The sequence below is a fragment of the Streptomyces sp. NPDC012474 genome, assembly GCF_042955185.1.
Lineage (GTDB): Bacteria > Actinomycetota > Actinomycetes > Streptomycetales > Streptomycetaceae > Streptomyces > Streptomyces cahuitamycinicus.
Window position 1 is genome coordinate 161,813 of the sequence record NZ_JBIBEP010000016.1, and the last position, 18,561, is coordinate 180,373.

General features: G+C 70.6%; 18 protein-coding genes and 6 tRNA genes. 11 read left to right on the forward strand and 13 right to left on the reverse strand.

The features are described 5' to 3' along the window. Positions 1–48: 48 nt before the first annotated feature. The 3 genes from ACFY9S_RS29905 to ACFY9S_RS29915 all read left to right on the forward strand — a co-directional run bounded on the left by ACFY9S_RS29905 (position 49) and on the right by ACFY9S_RS29915 (position 3,533). Complete coding sequence (locus ACFY9S_RS29905) at positions 49–1,710, forward strand: helix-turn-helix domain-containing protein (protein ID WP_391134235.1); 1,662 nt, start codon at positions 49–51, stop codon at positions 1,708–1,710. A 248-nt stretch (positions 1,711–1,958) separates the two neighbouring features. Beyond that, entirely contained in the window at positions 1,959–3,314 is a 1,356-nt protein-coding gene (locus tag ACFY9S_RS29910) for a diaminopimelate decarboxylase (RefSeq protein ID WP_391134238.1), read from the forward strand. A 12-nt stretch (positions 3,315–3,326) separates the two neighbouring features. Next, entirely contained in the window at positions 3,327–3,533 is a 207-nt protein-coding gene (locus ACFY9S_RS29915; protein ID WP_391134241.1) for a hypothetical protein, read from the forward strand. Between the two features lie 72 nt (positions 3,534–3,605). Here ACFY9S_RS29915 and ACFY9S_RS29920 read toward each other — a convergent pair whose 3' ends face one another. The 7 genes from ACFY9S_RS29920 to ACFY9S_RS29950 form a co-directional block, all read right to left on the reverse strand. Then, positions 3,606–6,341: a Tat pathway signal sequence domain protein gene (locus ACFY9S_RS29920; RefSeq protein WP_391134244.1), complete on the reverse strand. Its 2,736-nt coding sequence runs from the start codon at positions 6,339–6,341 to the stop codon at positions 3,606–3,608. Positions 6,342–6,465: 124 nt separating this feature from the next. Next, entirely contained in the window at positions 6,466–7,068 is a 603-nt protein-coding gene (locus tag ACFY9S_RS29925) for a hypothetical protein (protein WP_391134247.1), read from the reverse strand. 7 nt (positions 7,069–7,075) lie between these two features. Beyond that, entirely contained in the window at positions 7,076–7,957 is an 882-nt protein-coding gene (locus ACFY9S_RS29930) for an ABC transporter permease subunit (protein WP_391134250.1), read from the reverse strand. Next, on the reverse strand, positions 7,954–8,955 hold the full coding sequence (locus ACFY9S_RS29935) for a carbohydrate ABC transporter permease (protein ID WP_180989739.1): 1,002 nt from the start codon (positions 8,953–8,955) through the stop codon (positions 7,954–7,956). Before ACFY9S_RS29935 ends, ACFY9S_RS29930 begins: the two co-directional genes overlap by 4 nt. After that, on the reverse strand, positions 8,955–10,244 hold the full coding sequence (locus ACFY9S_RS29940) for an extracellular solute-binding protein (RefSeq protein ID WP_391134254.1): 1,290 nt from the start codon (positions 10,242–10,244) through the stop codon (positions 8,955–8,957). Before ACFY9S_RS29940 ends, ACFY9S_RS29935 begins: the two co-directional genes overlap by 1 nt. Positions 10,245–11,146: 902 nt before the next feature. After that, positions 11,147–11,218: transfer RNA gene (locus tag ACFY9S_RS29945), tRNA-Val, on the reverse strand. A 46-nt stretch (positions 11,219–11,264) separates the two neighbouring features. Beyond that, the gene (locus ACFY9S_RS29950) at positions 11,265–11,723 is read right to left on the reverse strand and encodes a TIGR02611 family protein (RefSeq protein WP_391134257.1); all 459 of its coding nucleotides are present in this window, start codon (positions 11,721–11,723) and stop codon (positions 11,265–11,267) included. A 191-nt stretch (positions 11,724–11,914) separates the two neighbouring features. Here ACFY9S_RS29950 and ACFY9S_RS29955 point away from each other — a divergent pair, with 191 nt between their 5' ends. Both ACFY9S_RS29955 and ACFY9S_RS29960 read left to right on the forward strand, forming a co-directional pair. Next, positions 11,915–12,328 carry an SsgA family sporulation/cell division regulator gene (locus tag ACFY9S_RS29955; protein WP_004002642.1) on the forward strand — a complete coding sequence of 138 codons (414 nt, stop codon included), beginning with the start codon at positions 11,915–11,917 and terminating at the stop codon, positions 12,326–12,328. 292 nt (positions 12,329–12,620) lie between these two features. Further along, the gene (locus tag ACFY9S_RS29960; protein WP_391134260.1) at positions 12,621–13,181 is read left to right on the forward strand and encodes a CGNR zinc finger domain-containing protein; all 561 of its coding nucleotides are present in this window, start codon (positions 12,621–12,623) and stop codon (positions 13,179–13,181) included. A gap of 85 nt (positions 13,182–13,266) precedes the next feature. Here ACFY9S_RS29960 and ACFY9S_RS29965 read toward each other — a convergent pair whose 3' ends face one another. Both ACFY9S_RS29965 and ACFY9S_RS29970 read right to left on the reverse strand, forming a co-directional pair. Continuing rightward, the gene (locus ACFY9S_RS29965) at positions 13,267–13,443 is read right to left on the reverse strand and encodes a hypothetical protein (protein WP_391134263.1); all 177 of its coding nucleotides are present in this window, start codon (positions 13,441–13,443) and stop codon (positions 13,267–13,269) included. Positions 13,444–13,599: 156 nt separating this feature from the next. Continuing rightward, the gene (locus tag ACFY9S_RS29970; RefSeq protein ID WP_391134266.1) at positions 13,600–14,028 is read right to left on the reverse strand and encodes a hypothetical protein; all 429 of its coding nucleotides are present in this window, start codon (positions 14,026–14,028) and stop codon (positions 13,600–13,602) included. Between the two features lie 175 nt (positions 14,029–14,203). Here ACFY9S_RS29970 and ACFY9S_RS29975 point away from each other — a divergent pair, with 175 nt between their 5' ends. Continuing rightward, positions 14,204–14,728, forward strand: coding sequence for a DsbA family protein (locus ACFY9S_RS29975; RefSeq protein ID WP_391134269.1), 525 nt, complete (start codon positions 14,204–14,206; stop codon positions 14,726–14,728). A gap of 32 nt (positions 14,729–14,760) precedes the next feature. Here the strand turns inward: ACFY9S_RS29975 and ACFY9S_RS29980 are convergent, their stop codons facing one another. The 3 genes from ACFY9S_RS29980 to ACFY9S_RS29990 are packed head-to-tail and all read right to left on the reverse strand — an operon-like array spanning position 14,761 to position 17,502. After that, positions 14,761–15,585, reverse strand: coding sequence for a GNAT family N-acetyltransferase (locus ACFY9S_RS29980; RefSeq protein WP_391134272.1), 825 nt, complete (start codon positions 15,583–15,585; stop codon positions 14,761–14,763). A gap of 55 nt (positions 15,586–15,640) precedes the next feature. Beyond that, positions 15,641–16,462 (reverse strand): aminotransferase class IV, encoded by an 822-nt coding sequence (locus ACFY9S_RS29985; protein ID WP_102912853.1) that lies wholly within the window; start codon positions 16,460–16,462, stop codon positions 15,641–15,643. A gap of 11 nt (positions 16,463–16,473) precedes the next feature. Continuing rightward, the gene (locus tag ACFY9S_RS29990) at positions 16,474–17,502 is read right to left on the reverse strand and encodes a chorismate-binding protein (RefSeq protein ID WP_391134276.1); all 1,029 of its coding nucleotides are present in this window, start codon (positions 17,500–17,502) and stop codon (positions 16,474–16,476) included. A gap of 178 nt (positions 17,503–17,680) precedes the next feature. Between ACFY9S_RS29990 and ACFY9S_RS29995 the strand changes: the two genes are divergently transcribed. The 5 genes from ACFY9S_RS29995 to ACFY9S_RS30015 all read left to right on the forward strand — a co-directional run bounded on the left by ACFY9S_RS29995 (position 17,681) and on the right by ACFY9S_RS30015 (position 18,147). Then, a tRNA-Gly gene (locus ACFY9S_RS29995) sits at positions 17,681–17,753 on the forward strand. 36 nt (positions 17,754–17,789) lie between these two features. After that, a tRNA-Cys gene (locus ACFY9S_RS30000) sits at positions 17,790–17,863 on the forward strand. A 1-nt stretch (position 17,864) separates the two neighbouring features. Then, a tRNA-Val gene (locus ACFY9S_RS30005) sits at positions 17,865–17,936 on the forward strand. 24 nt (positions 17,937–17,960) lie between these two features. Further along, a tRNA-Val gene (locus ACFY9S_RS30010) sits at positions 17,961–18,032 on the forward strand. Between the two features lie 43 nt (positions 18,033–18,075). Next, positions 18,076–18,147 (forward strand) — tRNA-Val (locus ACFY9S_RS30015). 54 nt (positions 18,148–18,201) lie between these two features. Here ACFY9S_RS30015 and ACFY9S_RS30020 read toward each other — a convergent pair. Continuing rightward, complete coding sequence (locus ACFY9S_RS30020; protein ID WP_391134280.1) at positions 18,202–18,546, reverse strand: zf-TFIIB domain-containing protein; 345 nt, start codon at positions 18,544–18,546, stop codon at positions 18,202–18,204. Positions 18,547–18,561: the final 15 nt, after the last annotated feature.

An 18,561-nucleotide genomic window follows, 5' to 3' on the forward strand; every position in this document is an offset into this window, starting at 1 on the left:
ATCGGGCGCCGCGTCGGCGGCCCGCTCGGGCAGGAGGCGGGGGGCATCATGACGGACCTGGGGGAATCGCCGGGCCGGGGCGCGGGCGCCGGGGACCAGGGGACATTGGAGCGCCTGCTCTCGGTGGTGGGCGTGGGAGCCGTGGAGTTGCACACGGCCCCCGGGGGACTGCGGGCGCGGGTCACCGGTGTGCATGTGCTGGACGCCCTGGAACCCGTCATCAGACCGCGGGAGTTACTGCTCGCGGTCGGCGTCGATCCGGGCTCGGCGCATGCGGTCGACGTGGTCCGCCGGGCCGGTGAGGCCAAAGCGGCGGGTGTGGTGTTCGGCCCGGGACGGCCGGAGCCCACCTCGCGGGCGCTGCGGGCGGCCGCGGAGGAGGGCGGTACGGCGGTGCTCTTCCGCACCGCCTGGTGCACCTGGGCACAGCTCGTGGGAGTGCTGAGGGCCGGGCTGGCCGCAGCGGGTGCTCCCCCGATGCCCGCCACCAGTGGTGTGCCCCTGGGCGATCTGGACTCACTGGCCGATGCGCTGGCCGCCCTGGTGGGGGGCTCGGTGACGATCGAGGACACGGAGTCGCGGGTGCTGGCGTACTCGTCCACCGAGGAGAACGTGGACGAGATGCGCCGGCTGACCATCCTCGGCCGTCGTGTGCCGCCCTGGCGGGTGGCGGCCATGCGGGAGGCGGGGTTCTTCCAGGCGCTGTGGGGTGCGGGCGATGTGCTGCACCGGCCCGCTCACGGGCAGGATCCGGAGCGTCTGGTGGGCGCGGTGCGGGCGGGCGGAGAGGCGCTCGGGTCCATCTGGGTGGCGGCGGTGGCCGGCCGCCCGCTGTCGCCGAACGCCGCGGAGACGCTGCGCGCGGCGGCCCGCACAGCCGCCGCCCACCTGCTGCATCACCGCACCCACAGCTCGGACGGCCGGCTGGTGGAGGATGCGGCCCGGGCGCTGCTGGAGGACCGCGGATCGGTCGAGGTGCTCGCGGAGCGGGCCTCGCTGCCGCCCCGGGAGCCCTGTGCCGTCCTGGCGGTGGGCCTCGGGTCCGGTCGGCCCGGGGACGACGGCCCGTCCGGGCTGTACGGCCTGCTGACCCTGCACTGCGCGGCCCTGGGCCACCGCGTCGTGGCGGTCCCTGCCGGCGGCGGGGCATGGGTTCTGGTGAGCGGGCTGGAGCGTGACGCCCAGCGGGCCGACGGCCAGGTCAGGCGGCTCGGGAACGCGCTGGCCGATCAGCTGTCGGCGACGGTCGGCTCGCCGGTGAAGGTAGGGCTCGGCGACGTGGCTCCCGGCCTGGCAGGGGCGCCCGCATCACGCCGGTCGGCCGAACGAGCCCTGCAGGCGCTCATCGCGGCCGCCGGACCGCATACCGTCGCTCGCAGCGAGGACGTCGCGGACACCGTGGGCATCCTTCAGGTCGTCGACGCCCTGCGCGACGTGACGCTGCCACCGCGGACCTCGGTGGCCCGGCTGAGGGAGTTCGACGCCGATCACGGCGGCAGTTGCCTGGTGGAGACACTCCGCGCCTACCTCGACCACTTCGGTGACGTGTCCGCCGCTTCGCGCGCGCTGGGCGTGCACGCCAACAGTCTGCGCTACCGGTTGCGCCGGATCAGGCAGGTGTCGGGGCTGGACCTGGAGAGTCCCGACGCCCGGCTGCTCGCCCAGGTGCAGTTGCGTCTGAGTGGAGGGGCCGACGGCGCACGCCCTTGAGCGTCCGGCCCCGAGGGTGAGCGGGCACGCGCCGGGCGCCGTTCGGCGGGTGCCACCATCGAAGGGCTCCCCTTCTGTCGCATCACACAACTCCTCGGGTCGGCAGAGGAGTTGTTGCTCCCGGCCGCCGTAGGTGAGGCACGGGTCTTTGACGACTCGACGAAGACGCCGTCCCGGTGCGGGCCGCAGCCTGGTGTTCCACCCGGGGCGGTCCCGGGCGCCTCGCGTACGACACCGGAAGGTTCACCATGACCGGACTGACCCCCGCCGCCGAGCGGCGCGAACGGATCCTGAAGGAAGCGGTGCGGCAGGGACTGCTGGACTCCGGCCGGTCCCGGCTGGCCGCCTTCGTCGACCTCGACGGGGTCGCCGCGACCGTCGCATCCCTGCACCGCGCCTTCCCCTCCGCGCCGGGTGTGCTGCACGCGTTCGCCGCCAAGGCGAACTGCCTGGTGCCGGTGCTGGCGGAGCTGCGGCGGCTCGGTATGGGCTGCGAGGTGGCCACCGCGGGTGAGCTGGCCCGCTCGCTGGCCGCCGGGTTCACACCGGACCGCATCGTCTTCGACTCCCCCGCCAAGACGGAGGCCGAACTGCGGCACGCCCTCGACCTGGGTGTGGCCGTCAACGCGGACAACCACCAGGAACTGGCGAGGATCGACCGGGCGCTGGACGGCCGCGCCCCGGTCTCGCGGATCGGGGTACGCGTCAACTCCCAGCTCGGCGGCGGCAGCATCGCCGCGATGAGCACGGCGACCAGCACCTCGAAGTTCGGCGTCCCCCTCGCGGACCCGGGAAGCCGGCAGCGGTTGTTGCGCGCCTACCACGACCACCCGTGGCTGACCTGGGTGCACACACACGCCGGTTCGCAGGGCTGCCCGCTCGACCTCATGGCCGGCGGGGTCGGGCAGGCCGTGGCGTTCGCCGAGGAGGTCAACGCCTCGCTCGGACGGCGCCAGGTCGTGGGCATCGACATCGGCGGCGGACTGCCCGTCAACTTCGCCGACGACGAGACCGCGCCGACCTTCGACACGTACGTGCGGCAGCTGCGCGCCCAGGCTCCCGCCCTGTTCTCCGGCGGGTACGAGATCGTCACCGAGTTCGGGCGGTCCGTCCTCGCCAAGAACGGCTTCACCGCCGCGTACGTCGAGTACACCAAGAGCATGGGCGGCCGGCCGATCGCGGTCACCCACGCCGGTGTGCAGGTGGCCACCCGGACGGTGTTCAACCCCGACGCCTGGCCGCTGCGGATCGAGGCGCACGACGGGAGCGGCACGGCCAAGCGGGGCGGACCGGTCCGCCAGGACATCGCGGGACCCGCCTGCTTCGCCGGGGACCTGCTGGCGCGTGACCGAGCGTTGCCGCTCCTGGAACCGGGTGACCTCATCACCGTCCCGGACACCGGCGCCTACTACTTCTCGACGCCCTTCCACTACAACAGCCTGCCCGAACCCGCCGTGTACGGGGTCCGGACGAGCGGTGACGGCCGCGGGGTCCGCTTCGAACTCCTGCGTCCCGCGCAGGATCCGTGGGACGTGCCGGGCCCGGACGGCCACGGCGTCCCCGGGCGACAGCCGGAGTACGAACCCGTTCACGGCGTCGGGTAGGGGGGCACCGAGGTGGCACAGGCCGACCGCCGAGGGCCCGGCCGGGACGGACCCCTCATCAGTCAGCGCGCCGCGATCGTCTTCCTGCTGGCGGCCCTGGTCGGCATCGGTGCCACCGTCCTGGCGGCGCTGGCCGGCCAGGTGTGGCCGGTCGCGGTGAGCGTAGGAGGCGGGGTGGTGGCCCCGGCGGTCCTGTTCTTCAACCAGATCATCGACTAGGGACGAGCGGTTCCCGCCGGGGCGTTGCCACGGGAACCGCTCGTTCCGGCCTTCCGCTCGTTCAGCCCTCCGCTACGGCATCTTGTCGCCGAGCAGTGCCAGGTTCTCGATGGCGGCGAGGCCGTACAGCGCGGTGTCGTTCGTGGACACCCAGGTGGCCTCGCTGCCCGGCACCAGGGCGACGGGGCCGCTCACCTTCTCCGTCCGCCAGGGTGCGGACTCCTTGTAGCCGTCGGAGTTGTAGAACTTCTCCCACGCCCGCTTGGCGAGCTTCTCGTCCCCGGTCTTGACGGCCGCGTACGCGTCGAGGCGCGAGTGGCCCTGGAAGAGCAGCAGGGAGCCGAAGTTGGAGCCGTAGCGTGCCGCCTGTTCGGCCTTCGTGGCGTTGAAGTAGCGGCAGTAGTCGAAGTACGCCTCGTTGAACTTCGGCATGTCGACCAGGTCGATGAGCTCGGCGCACAGCTCGTTGAGGCCGAAGACGGCCGAGAGGTGCGAGACCTCCACCTTGGCGGTCTTGGCCACGGCGAACTTCCCGGTGTCCAGGTCGTACAGGCCGCTGCCCTGGACGAAGCCGTTGGGCTGGGCGGCGATGGTCTCCATCGTGGACAGCACGCGGGCCTTGGCCTTCTCCCACTTGGGGCCCTTGCGTTCCCACTCCGTCAGCCAGGCGGACACCAGGCCGCTCCAGTCCGTGCCGAAGCCGATCGACAGGGCGTGCCGGTCGGGCGTGTACGGCTCGGTGCGGATCTTGCGCAGGGGGTCGAGGGCGAGGAACGTCTCGTCGGAGTCGACGTTGGCGTGCATGAGGTCGCCGACGCGTTCGTCCGCCGTGAGGAAGTAGTAGTAGCGCCGGTAGGTGGTGTTGGCGATGCGCTGCTGCTTGGCACTGTCGGCGAAGTGCTGCACGCCGTGCCGGGTGCCGAGGCCCGCCCATTTGCCCAGGTGGTAGACGTCGACCTCGCCGGTGTGCCGGGTCATCGCCTCGGCGAAGCGGAAGATGTCGGCGCGGCCGGAGCGCAGGTAGGCGAACCAGAGCCACAGGTCCGGCGACAGCTCGGAGTTGTCCCAGGCATAGCCGCCGATGTCGTAGCGCCACTGGTGCCGGAACGTGTCGTAGGTGTGCATGATGTCGCCGTAGTCCCAGAAGCCGTACCAGCGACGCTGCTCCACCTGGTCCTTGTAGTAGGTGAAGAGGAAGTCGAGGTGGTCCTCGATCTTCGCCTTGGCCGGGGTGGAGCGGTCGGGCTCGGAGTACAGCCCCGGTCCGAAGACCTTGGCCTTGATGAGCTGCTGGGGCGGGGCGGCCAGCTGGGGCAGCACGCGGACGGCCTCGACCTGCTCGGCGAACCGGTCGGGGCTCGGGGTCGTCTCGTTGGCCCAGAAGAGGAGTTCGGATGTGCGGGCGATGCCGTACGGGGTGCCGAACTCCGGCTCGTAGTCCTCGTAGGTGATGTTGAGGCCTTCGAGCTGCTCCGGGAAGGTGTCCTGGCCCATGCCGTCGTGGTAGAAGCGCATGTCCATGGGCTGCGCCTCGGGCGACCAGAGCCAGAGGGTCACCTCGGCCTCGTCGGTGTGGGCGTCCCGGATGTCGAGTTGGGCGGGGAACTTCTCCCAGAAGTCGCGCAGCCCGAAGGAGAACCCGCCGCTCGCCCCGCCCACGTAGCCGAAGCCGGAGGCGCGCCGGCCACCGCCCGCGGCGACCCAGCCGTGCCCCTTCTTGGTGCGCTTGCGCAGCGTGAAGCCGTCGGCGGAGAGCTGGGAGAGGGTGTAGTCGCCCCACTCGGGGATGTACTGCAGCCGGGTCGTCACCCGCTGGTCCCAGGTGGCGGGGTCGGGCAGCTTCTTGCCCTCGAACTGGGCCGCCTGCACGGCCGCGCCCGGGTCCCGGCGCAGTCCGGTGATGCCCTTGACGGCCTCGCGCAGCAGTCCGGTGCCGTCGCCGCCGATGCGGATGTGGCGGTCGTACGACTCGTCGCGCATCGGCACGGTGAAGCGGACACCGAGGCCGCGGATGAAGTCACCACTGGCCTTGCCCGGCTCCTGCTTGCCGTCGTAGGTGATGGTGTGCACCATGCGGAAGGAGTCGGCGCCCGCGTAGAAGTAGAGCCTGATCGAGAACGGCAGCCAGCTGCGGCCGCCCTTGCGGTGCTTGCCGTCGATGCGGACGACCGCGCGGACCGGGCCCGCCTGCTCGACCTCGACCTTGGAGATCGTGCCGTCGAAGCGCTCGGTCCTGACCGCGCCCTGGTCCTCGTCCTCGATCTCGGGCTGGCGGACCAGCACGAGCCGGCCGTTCTTCGCGATCTCCGTGGAGCCGCGGGTGACGGACTTGACGATGGTGGAGCCGGACTTGCCGATCCTCGCGGTGATGACGCCGGTCGAGATGTCGATGGTGCCGCCGCGCTTCTCGACGGTGACCTCCTTCCCGGGAGCGGCAGGTGTCCCGGCGGCGAGGGTGAGCTTGCCGTCACCCGAGGCGACCGCGTGCGCGGTCCACTTGAGGGAGCCGTCGGGCCAGTAGGCGATCGGCCAGGACTGCACGGGGACGGACTTGCCGCCGGCGTCCGTCAGCGCGAAGGTCTGGTCCTTCTGGTACGCCCCCTTGGGCCAGGGCACGCCGACGGTGGAGCCGGGTGCGGCGCCGAGGCCGCCGTCCTCCAGCCAGTCGAGGGTCACCGGGTCCGCGTCGGCGGGGTCGGCTCCGGGCGCGGCCTGGGCGTTCTGGGCCCCCACCGCCCAGCTGAACTGGGCGGCGGCTCCGGCTACGGCGGCTGCCTTGAGGAGGGATCTGCGGGGGATGGGAGACATGGCGATGCTGCCTTTCCTCGTCCGTGCGGGAAGCGGTTCCGTGCGGAACGCGATGGTCAGGGGCATGACATAGAGAGGTGCGGGCGCCGGAGCGCCGACCTGGCTTGGGAGGGGGCACCGCCGTTCAGCGGTGCCGGTAGCGCTCCTCCACGGCGACGGCCGCCGCCGCGACAGCGCCGAGGACGGCGATCGCCAGCGGTGCGGCGAACCAGGCGGACACGGCCACCACGGCCGGCCCGCAGACGATCAGGAAGGACCCGGCCGGATCGAGCACCGTCCGCCGCCCGGCCTCGGCGAGCAGCGTCCGCCAGCGGGCTCCCGGCGTCCAGACCGCCGCCGCGCGCAGCCCGGCCACGACGAGCCCGATCAGCGCGACGACCCCGACGGCCCCGACGAGCGGCCCGCCGGGGATCCCCGCCCGCGCCGCCTGCACGTCCACCCAGACGGCGGCCACCGCCGCCCACCCGGCGAGCCCGGCGAGCCACCCGCCGCGCAGGGCCGAGCGGAAGTCGGCGACGAACTCTCGCCAACCGCCCTGCTCATGGGCGGTACGGCGCCGCAGATGCCGCGCCCCGGCGGCGAACGCGGCGGGATAGGTGACGACGCCCAGTGAGGCCACGGCGATCCACACACCGGTCAGCAGGCACTCGGCGAACACGGCGAACCGCTCGGCCAGTGCCGACTCCCCCCGGGTCTTCACCCGTGCCTTCACCCGTGTCCCGGCCATGTCCGCCTCAGCCCTTCAGACCCGAGGTGGCCATGCCGTCGATCAGATACCGCTGGAAGGCGAGGAAGAAGGCGAGCACCGGCAGCAGCGCCACCAGCGACATGGCGATCATGCCGCCGTAGTTGGCCACCCCTTCCTGGTCGACGAACATCTTCAGGCCGAGCGAGACGGTGTATTTGTCGGGCTCGTTGAGGTAGATCAGCGGGCCCATGAAGTCGTTCCAGGAGTTGATGAAGGTGAAGATCGCACTGGTGATCAGGGCCGGGCGGCTCAGCGGCAGGACGATCGACCAGTAGATCCGCAGGTGCCCGCAGCCGTCGAGGCGGGCCGCCTCGTCCAGCTCCTTGGGCATGTTGCGCATGAACTGCACCATCAGGAAGACGAAGAAGGCCTCGGTGGCCAGGTACTTCCCGAGCAGCAACGGCGTGTAGGTGTTGATCAGGTCCATGTTGCGGAACAGCACGTACTGCGGGATCAGCAGCACGTGGTACGGCAGCAGGAGCGTCCCGATCATCAGCGTGAACAGCAGATTGCGGCCCGCGAACCTGATCCTCGCGAAGGCGTAGGCCGTCAGCGAGCAGGACAGGACGATGCCGATGACCGAACCGACCGCGAGGAAGAGCGAGTTGAAGAAGAACGTGGAGACCGAGATGTCGGCGATGCCGTCGGCGAGGCTCTTGTAGTTGTCGACGACCGGGTCACCCGGGAAGAGATCCAGGCTGCCGACGATGTCCTCGCTCTTCTTGAAGGACCCGCCGATGACCCAGATCACCGGGTAGAGGATCACCGCGAGGACCAGCAGGGACCCGACGTGCCAGGCCATGGAGCCGGGCAGCCTGTGCCGCAGTCCGCCCCGTCGCGGCGTGACGTCGGTGGCCTGAGCACTCATCGGGCGCCCTCCTCGTAGTGCACCCAGCGCTTCTGGGACCAGAACAACACCGCCGTCACCAGGGCGACCGCGACGAGCAGCATCCAGGCCATGGCGGAGGCCAGACCCATGCGGCTGTTCTCGAAGCCCTGGACGTAGAGGTAGCAGGTGTAGACCATCGAACCGTCGGCGGGACCACAGGCGTTGCCGCCGGCGCCGCCGCCCACGATGTACGCCGAGCTGAAGATCTGGAAGGAGTGGATCGTCTCCAGCAGGACGTTGAAGAAGAGGACGGGGGAGATCATCGGCAGCGTGATGTTCCAGAACCGCCGCAGCTTGCCCGCCCCGTCGACCTCGGCCGCCTCGTACAGCTCGCGCGGGACCTGCTTGAGACCGGCCAGGAAGATGACCATGGGAGCGCCGAACTGCCAGACGGTGAGCGCCACCAGGCTGTAGATGATCATGTCCGGGTCGCCGGTCCAGCCGCCGACGTCGATCCCGAAGATCTTCTGGGTACGGTCGACGACCGCGTCGTCCGAGAAGATCGCCTTCCACACGATCGCGATGGAGACACTCGCGCCGATGAGCGACGGCGCGTAGAAGGCGGCCCGGTAGAAGGCCTGCCCGCGCCGGCTCTGGGCGAGCAGCAGCGCCACGCCGAGGGCGGCGAGCAGCTTCAGCGGCGTGCCGACGGCGACGTACCAGAGTGTCACCTGCACCGAGTGGCGCCAGCGCGGATCCCCGAACATCTCGGAGAAGTTGTCCAGGCCGATCCACTTCGGTGCGTCGAACAGGTTGTAGTCGGTGAAGGCGAAGTAGAGCGAGGCGATCATCGGGCCCGCCGTGAGGAGCAGGAACCCGGCGATCCACGGGGACATGAAGAGATAGCCGGCCAGGTTCTCCCGGCGCCGCCGCCGCTTGAGGGCGGCGGGGCGCTCGGGCTTCACCGGACCGTGCCGCGGCTCGGAGTCCTGAGTCAGGCCCTCCATCGCTGGGGCGTGTGTCACGGTGGTTCCCATCAGGTGCCGAGAGCCGTCTTCGACTCGGTGAAGAACTGCTGGACGGCCTCGTCCACCGACCTCTTGCCCAGGGCGAGTTCCTCGGCGATGCGCAGGAACGCGGACTCACAGATGTCCGCGCCGTTCGGATGCGGCGTGATGGGCTCCAGGACTCCGGCCTCGACGAGGGACTCCTCGTAGGCGGCTATCGCCTTGTTGACCTCGTCGGTCGGCTTGTACGCGTCGTACTGGGCCTGGGTCGCGGGGACGCCGCGGTCGTAGCCCATGATCTTGGCGACCTCGGGGTCGTGGACCATGAAGTCGATGAACTGGGCGACTTCCTTGGGGTGCTGGGTGCGCTTGGAGGCGCTCAGCATCAACGAGCCGAGGTACTGGCCGGTCTTCTTGCCGTCCGTGGTCGGGATGGGCGCCAGGCCGTACTCGCTCTTGCCCTCGGCGGTGTAGCGGACGGTGAAGTTGTCCCAGGTGAACTCGCCACCGGCGAGCTCGGCGGCGACGGCCGACTTGGGCTTGTTCTGGACGACCTTCTTGGCATCGGCGTAGATGCCGTCCTTGACGCCCTTCTCGGCCTTGGTCCACCAGTCCGTCAGGTCCGACTCAGTGAAGCCGAGCCCGTCCTCGGTGAAGAAGGCCTTGCCGTTCTGGCGCAGGTACAGGTCGTAGAGGTACATGACGCCGTACATGCCGCTGTCGCCGGCGCGCCCGGTCTTGTCACGGATCTTCTTCATCGCGGCGTCGAAGTCGTCCCAGGTCCAGCCCTGCTCGGGCTTGACGCCGGCGCGGGTGTAGACGGGCTTGTCGATGACCAGGGCCATGGAGTTCGAACCCACCGGCACGCCCAGGAGCTTGCCGTCGATCTCGCCGAACTTTTCGAGGCCCGCGCGGAATCCCTCCATCCGGAGGTTGCCGGCCTCGGCCTGCTCGCTCAGATCCAGCAGCACGTTCTTGGCGTCGTATTTCCGGAGGAAGCCGATCGCATTCTGGAACACGTCCGGCGGATTTCCGCCGGAAGCCTGGGTGTTGAACTTCTTCCAGAAGTCGAGATAAGACTGGAAGTCCGTTTTCACCTTGATCTTCGGGTACTTCTTCTCGAAGAGCGCGATGGTCTTGGTGATTCTCTGGGCGCGGTCCTCCGCACCCCACCACGCGTAACGGATCGTCACCGTCCCGTCCGCGGAGGCCCCTCCGTCACCACCGCAGCCGGTCGTCGCGGCCAGCCCCAGCGTGGCTGCCGTGGCTCCGGCCGCCTTCAGGATGGTTCGTCTCTCAACATTCCTGCCGTTCACCACGGTTGGACCTCCCCGCACGTCGTCCCGCTCGCATGAATCGTTTCAAGTAAGCGCTTGCTGGCACAAGGTACGGAGGGGCTGAGGGTGCGTCAATGATTCGGACAAGAATTTCTTACCGACAGGGCAGGCTGCGTAGCGGACCGAGCTGGTGGGGCTGGAAGCGGAGCTGGACGACATCCCTGGTGACGGCCACACGTCCGAAGCGCCGAACCGACAGGGGTGGGTCGGGTTGATTGCGGGCGCGACCGAAAGACGACGGTGGGGTGGGGGGACGGGATTAAGAGGGCAGGGGCCGGATTCGGCCATGCGGCGTTGGGCGAGGGGTTCTGTGGGCGTGGGGTCGGTTTCGGCCAGGCGGCGTGGGGTGCGGGGTGTTGTGGGCGGGCGAGGCCGGCGGGAGTGACCGTGACTGGAGGTGACGGGGCGTGGGCAGAGGAGGCGGGCGGGTCGACGGTGAGCCGGTGAGCGGACAGCGCGGCGCGGGTGGGTGATGCTCAGAGCCGGGGCCGTAAGGCCAGTTGAAGCCGCGGCGCGGGGGCGAGCTGGTGCCCGGGGCGCGGTGACCAGTACGGCTGATTCGGGAGGCGGCGCGGGAGCTGTGGTGCTCGGGGCTCGGTGAACGTACGGGGGCGACTCGGGCGGCCTGACGTCCAGGACTCGGTGATCGCTACGGCCGGCCTGGAGGACGCGGGGATACGGCGGTCCGGGGGCTCAGTGATCGTCCGGGCGGTCGTCCGCTCTGCTGGGCGATGGCAGGTTCGGGGGCGAGCACCGGGACGGGTGAGGGCGCCCTGACGGCGGACCGGTCGGTCCTGGCTGGATCTCGCAACCCGGCGTTGCCCTCAATCCCACACAACAACGGCGGCCCACCTGCGCAATCGCAGGTGGGCCGCCGGTCCGGGTGGGCGATACTGGGTTCGAACCAGTGACCTCTTCGGTGTGAACGAAGCGCTCTCCCACTGAGCTAATCGCCCGGACGCAGAGAGAACATTACCCCATGTCAGCGGGTGCCTGTGACGCTCACTGGTCCTTGATCTTCCACGGCATGGTCATGCCGAACTTCCACAGGTAGATGCCGGCCAGCACACCGATGATCACCAGCCCGATCGACGTCAGGATGATGTTGCGGCGCCGCACCTTGGGATCGAGCGCGCGTTGCGCCGCCTCGGTGACCTTCCGCTTGGTCCAGCGAAGCACCAGCTGGGCCCAGACGAACTCCGTCGCCCAGATCGCCATGCCGCCGAAGATCACGACCCACCCCGGTCCGGGCAGGGGCAGCATGATGATGCCGGTCACGACGACCGCGAGCCCGATGATGAAGACGCCGACCTGCCAGCTGAGGTGCAGCGCCCGGCGGGCCTTGATGAATTCCGGCGCGCGCGAGCCGAGCCCGCGGTCCTGCTCGCCGTGCGCTTCGCCCGTCCCCGTCTCGTTCGACGCCACGGCCACCTCGCCCGGCTCGTTACTCCCCGTATTCATACGGCCAAACACTACCCGAGCGAAACCGGTCACCGGAATGGACGCAGGACACGAACGACCGCTCGGCCGGAAGAGTTACGTAAAGGCACGCAAAACACTCAGAGGGGTTTACAACGGCACCGTAGGTGGCATGTCGATTTCGCCGACGTGCGAATCCCCGAGCGCACACTGAGCGAAAGGCCCTGGCGCTTATGAACACCACGGTCAGCTGCGAGCTGCACCTGCGCCTCGTTGTGTCGAGCGAGTCCTCCCTGCCTGTCCCCGCAGGCCTGCGGTACGACACGGCCGACCCCTACGCCGTGCACGCCACCTTCCACACCGGAGCCGAGGAAACCGTCGAGTGGGTGTTCGCCCGCGACCTCCTCGCCGAGGGACTTCACCGCCCCACGGGCACCGGCGACGTCCGCGTCTGGCCGTCGCGCAGTCACGGCCAGGGCGTCGTGTGCATCGCCCTGAGCTCGCCGGAGGGCGAGGCCCTGCTCGAGGCCCCGGCACGGGCCCTGGAGTCCTTCCTGAAGCGGACCGACGCCGCCGTGCCGCCCGGCACGGAACACCGGCACTTCGACCTCGACCAGGAGCTCTCGCACATCCTGGCGGAGAGCTAGGGCGAGGCCCCCACAAAGCCGCCCGGCGCCGTCGACTCGGGGAGACGGCTCGGGCCCGGACAACCGCATACGGAATGACACCGGCGCCGGCACCGCGGATCACGCGGTACGGCGCCGGTTCGCGTGGTAGCCCCCTCCCCCGGGTGTCGCGCCGCACGGGGAACCCCGGCGGGCCGGGCGGCGTTGTATTCGAAGCCATGTACGGGCATGAGGCGGCCCGGCGGAGGCGGAGCCGTTACCATCGGCCAGCATCGGCGGGCGCCCGCCCGACCCTCAGGCCAGGGAGCGAATCGTGCTGATCACCCACGACACCCGGTGCGCCCTCGACACCGTGGTCGATCTGGTGAACACCGCACCGGAGGACGACACGGCGCCGGACGGACTGCCGGACGTGGCGACCCTCGCGGATTTCGTGCGAAACCACGAGATCAGCGACGTCGGAGTGCTCTCGGAGTTCGACCTCTCCGCGGTGCGCAAGATCCGCGGGCGTTTCGCCTCCGTCTTCGCCGCCCCGGACGCCCGGGCCGCCGCCGGCACGATCAACGAGCTGGTCGCAGCCGCCGGCACGACGCCCAGGCTCACGGACCACGACGGCTACGACTGGCACGTGCACTACTTCGCACCCGGTGCCTCCGTCGCCGATCACCTGGCCGCCGACTGCGGCATGGCGCTGGCCTTCTTCGTCGTCGCCGGGGAGCAGGAGCGGCTGCGGCGGTGCGAGGCACCGGACTGCCGGCGCGCCTTCGTCGACCTGTCCCGCAACCGCTCGCGGCGGTACTGCGACAGCCGCACCTGCGGAAACCGCCTGCACGTGGCCGCCTACCGGGCGCGCCGCAAGGAGGCAGCGGGCTGACCCGCGGCTTGCCGGACCGCGGGGTGTGGAGGATGTCGATGCCGACGCGGTCCCGGCGGGTGGCGCCGGGTACCGCGGGTAAGGCTCACAGCAACAGCAGATCGTGCAACGAGGCCATGAGCAGCAGACTCCCGATCACCGCCAGGAAGATCATCAGCGGTGGCTGGGAGAGGGCGAAGAGGCAACCACGTGGCTCATCCCGCGGGGGACGTGGTGCGTCCAGCGGCGGTACGGGGTCGCTCTGTTCCGTCGTGTCCAGCATCTCGCGGCGATGATGACGCAGTCGCCCCGGCCGGCGCGATCAGCGGCCTCGTTCCGTGCGTGAGTGCACCTATTCCGCGAGGTCCGGTTCGAGTTGTGATCATTTCCGCGCACCGGCGGACCCACTGTGACGATACGGCCCCGGGAGGGGCTGCCGTCATATGCCGTGCTTCTTGAGGATGGCCTCGATGTCGCTGAAGTCGTCGTCGCGGGACGCAGGCCTGGTCGCCGGACGGGAGCCTGGGCCCAGGGAAGGCGCCGAGGCGGGGGCCACCGTGTCGGGCCGGTCGGCGGCGCGGGCCGCCGCCCTGCGCTCCTTGCGGGTGCCGCCGCGGCGGCGCTCCACGGCTCGTGTGGTCATGAAGAGCACCCATGCGAGGCCGAGCACCCCGAACCCGGCCCAGGCCGCCGGGCTGAACGCGGTGTCGGCCAGCCACTCGACGACCCCCGTCATCACGAGGCCGATCGGGACGAGGGAGTAGGCCGCGACACGGACCGCGGAGAGGTAGCGCTTGCGGTACGCCGTGACGATCGCAATGCCCAGGCCTGCCGCGGACACGGCGGAGCAGACGGTCTCGGCAATCATCCGGTCCTCCAGGCGTGGCGCGGTCGGGTCGAGGCACTTCGTCCCTTCCATCCTGCACCCGCCGCACCCCGGCGGGCCATGCTCCGGCCCGACATCAGGGAGATCTCCGGGTCACCTCCTCCGCAGGTGCCGGTGCGGGCTGCACCCCGGCCGCGGCTGCTGGGAGACTGTCGGCATGAGCGACTCCTCCCCCGACCGTTCCGCCGCCCCCGTCCTCGAGGTCTGGTGCGACCTCCAGTGCCGGGACTGCCGTACCGCGCTGGACGACCTCCGTGCCCTGCGCGCCCGCTACGGCGACCGTCTGGAGCTGCGGCTGCGGCACTTCCCTCTGGAGAAGAACAAGCACGCCTTCGCCGCCGCCCAGGCCGCGGAGGAGGCGTGGGAGCAGGGCCGGGGATGGCCGTACGCCGAGGCCTTGCTGGGGCGGGTCGAGGAGCTGGCCCGTGAGGGAGAATCCTTCCTGGTCGAGGTGGCCCGCGAACTGGACCTGGACGCCGAGGAGTTCGACACCGCGCTGATCGACGGCCGGCACATCCTGATCGTGGACGCCGACCAGGCCGAGGGCAAGGCGATCGGTGTGACCGGCACCCCGACGTACGTCATCGGCGGGGAGCGGCTCGACGGCGGCAAGAGCCAGGAGGGGCTGCGCGAGCGGATCGAGGAGATCGCGGACCGGCTGCTGGCCGGGCAGGAGCACTGATCACCCGCACCCGGCCTTCGGATCCCGGGCCGCTACAGCAACGGTTTGTACAGGGCGTACCGCTCGGTCTCGTAGCCGAGTGAGGCGTAGAGCCGCTCGGCCGGGGTGTTGCCCGCGAAGACGTTGAGGCCGAGGGTCCGCCTGCCCTCGGCGATGGTCTGGGCCTCGGCCAGCAGCATCAGGGTGCGGCCGTGGCCCTTCCCGCGGTGGGCGGCTTCGGTCTCCACGTCGAAGACGAAGGCGCTGCTCTCGCGCACCGCGAGCCACAGCGTTCCCACGGGCGTCCCCAGGTGTTCGACGACGCTGATGAGCATGCCCGGGGTGGCGAGGCCGTCGGGCAGCAGGGTCGCGTGGTCGCGCTCCGACTTGACCCGGGCCTCGGCCTCCGGGACCCCCCGGTCCATCCAGCTGCGCGCGTAGTGCTCCTTGCCCTTCTCCAGCCAGGGACCGAACTCCGCCTCGGTCATGGGCCGGGCGCGGCTGCCCTCCGGCAGCTCCGGCGGGGTGTCGCCGAGCTGCTTCTCCAAGCCGCGGTTGCGGACGACGTAGCCGAGCGCCGTGGCGAGCCGGAGTCCCGCCTCGGACGCGGCGGGGACCACCGCCTCGATGCGACGGCACCCCCAGCCGCGCGCCACCTCCTCGGCGGCGAGCGCGGCGACCGTGCCCCGGCCCCGTCTGCGGTCCGCCTCATCGATGTGCAGCTTCGTGATCCGGGCCACCGCGGTGCCGAACACGGGATGCGTGTCGAGGTGTATCGCGCCCACGGGACGGCTGTTCACGCATACCCGGTAGCGGCGTGAGCGCGTCCCGTCGGCGTTCTGCTGAAGCGGCTCGTTCGGCCGCAGGGTCGTGGTCATCAGGGGTGTTCTACCCGCAACCGGGGTCCCGTTCAGCCGAAATTCGCCGGGGCTGTCAGGGGTCGAGGTCGTGCCCGGCGCGCTCCTCGAAGATCCGCATGGCCTTGGCGGTCACCGGGCCCGGCGCGCCGGGCAGCTCACGGCCGTCGACCCGGTGCACGGCCTGCACGTCCCGCAGGGTGGACGTCAGGAAGACCTCGTCGGCCCGCTCCAGCACGTCGAGTGGCAGATCGGTCTCCTCGGCGCCGGTCCATTCGGCCGTCAGCGCCCGCGTGATGCCCGCGAGGCAGCCCGAGGCGAGCGGCGGGGTGTGGATCTCGCCGTCGAGGACGACGAAGACGTTCGACCCGGTGCCCTCGCACAGCTGCCCCACCGTGTTGCCGAACAGTGCCTCGGACGCGCCCCGTTCGCGCGCTCGGGCGAGGGCGACGACGTTCTCGGCGTACGAGGTGGTCTTGAGGCCGGTGAGCGCGCCGCGCTCGTTGCGGGTCCAGGGGACCGTGATCACGGCGGTGGAGTCGGGACGGCGGGTCGTCTCGCCGAGGGCGACGACGAGGGTGGGGCCGTGCTCGCCGCGGTCGGATCCGAGGGGGCCGTGGCCGCCGGTGTAGGTGATGCGGAGGCGGCCGAGCGGCGCGGGGTTGGCTTCGAGGACGGCGGCGCAGGCGCGGCGCACCTCGTCGTGGTCCGGATCCGGCAGGCCGAGGCCGCGCGCGGACCGGGTCAGCCGGTCGAGGTGCCGGGTGAGCGCGAAAGGCCGGCCGTCCACGGCCTTGACCGTCTCGAAGATGCCGTCGCCCACGGTCAGCCCGTGGTCGAAGACGGAGACGCGGGCGGACTCGGTGTCCTGCAGCCCGCCGTCGAGCCAGATCTTCACGTCAGGTCCTCTCAACTCACTTCGTACGTTCCCGACGCTATCGCGAGCAGCCGGGCCGCCTTGAGTTCGGTCTCCCGCCACTCCCCCTCGGGATCGGAGCCCCAGGTGATGCCGGCGCCGGTGCCGAAGCGCAGCACGCCGTCCGCCCGGTCGATCCAGAAGGTGCGGATACCGACGGCCAGCTCTGCGGTTCCCCGGTCGGCATCGACCCAGCCGATCCCGCCGCAGTAGGGCCCTCTGGGCGCCGTCTCCAGCGCGTCGATGATCCGCAGGGCGCTGGACTTGGGCGCGCCCGTGACCGAGCCGGGCGGGAAGGCGGCGCCGAGCAGCTGGGCCCAGCCGGCCCCGTCCGCCAGCTCGCCGCGGACCGTCGAGACGAGATGGACCAGCCCGGGGTGCTTCTCGACGGCACACAGGTCGGGCACCGTCACACTGCCCGTGGCGCACACCCGTCCGATGTCGTTGCGGACCAGGTCCACGATCATCACGTTCTCGGCGAAGTCCTTCTCCAGCAGGTCCGCCTCGGTACGGCCGGTGCCCTTGATCGGCCCGGACTCGACGACCCGGCCGTCGCGCCGCAGGAACAGTTCGGGGGACGCGGTGGCGATCTCGACGCCGTGCCCGGGCAGGCGGATCGTTCCTGCGTAGGGCGCCGGGTTGCCGCGGGCCAGCAGCGCGGTGAGGGCATCCACGTCGGCGCCGGGCGGGACGGGCGCGGACAGCACCCGGCACAGGTTCGCCTGGTAGACCTCGCCGGCCGCGATGTGGTCGCGGATCCGCCGTACGGCGGCCGTGTACGCGGCGCGGTCGAGCGAGGACGTCCAGTCACCGGCGGCCGGCCCGCGCCATGCGCCGGGCACGGGAGCCGGCCCGTCCGCCGTCCGGACCTCCGCGAAGCGTGCGCAGGTCAGACGGCCCTCGAAGTCCGCGCAGACGGCCCAGAAGCCGCTGGACTCCAGGGCCTCGGGATCGTCGGTGACGTCGAGGAGCCCGGTGGCGACGCGGTCGCCGAAGCGGGCGAGAGGAGGGAGGTCGAGCACGCAGTCGAGTCTATGGCGGGGGTCTCGCGGGCGACCGGCGGATGTCCGGTGGGGTGGCGCTGTGACCTACCTGAGCAGGGGAAGCGCAGCACGCTGCACAAACGCGTTTTTGTACTGGCACCGGAATCCGCTAGAGTTCAACACGTCGCCGGGCCGCGAGGGCGGACCGAACCGACAGGCGGACGTAGCTCAGTTGGTAGAGCGCAACCTTGCCAAGGTTGAGGTCGCGAGTTCGAACCTCGTCGTCCGCTCGAGGAAGAGGGGGCTTCCCGGCCCCCTACACTCCTGGTGGAGTGGCCGAGAGGCGAGGCAACGGCCTGCAAAGCCGTCTACACGGGTTCAAATCCCGTCTCCACCTCCAAGGACGATTAGCTCAGCGGGAGAGCGCTTCCCTGACACGGAAGAGGTCACTGGTTCAATCCCAGTATCGTCCACTGGATCTCCCGAGATCCCGACCCGCGCGATTAGCTCAGCGGGAGAGCGCTTCCCTGACACGGAAGAGGTCACTGGTTCAATCCCAGTATCGCGCACGCAGTGCCCATGATCCGCTGCAGTTGGTGGTCATGGTCCCGCGGACGATTAGCTCAGCGGGAGAGCGCTTCCCTGACACGGAAGAGGTCACTGGTTCAATCCCAGTATCGTCCACATCACAAGGAGCCCCCGGCCGTTCGCGGCCGGGGGCTCCTGTCGTGTCACGGCTCAGGACGAGAACAGCATGTGGCCGAAGCTCTTGTTGCGGTGGTGTCCGTGGTGGCCGTGATGTCCATGACCGCCGTGCGGGGCGCCCCAGGCGGGGGCCGCCGGGGCGGGATAGGCCTGCGGGGCCGGAGCGGCTGGGTAGGCCTGCGGGGCAGGCGGGGCGGGGTAGGCCTGCGGGGTGGCCGGGGGCGGCGGGGCGCTCTGGGACCACTGGGCCTCCAGGCGGGTCAGCGACTCCAGTTCGCCGTAGTCGAGAAAGATCCCGCGACACCCGCTGCACTGCTCGATCTGGACACCGTTGCGGTTGTACGTGTGCATCGGCGCACGGCACTTCGGACACTGCATGGTCGTTCAACTCCT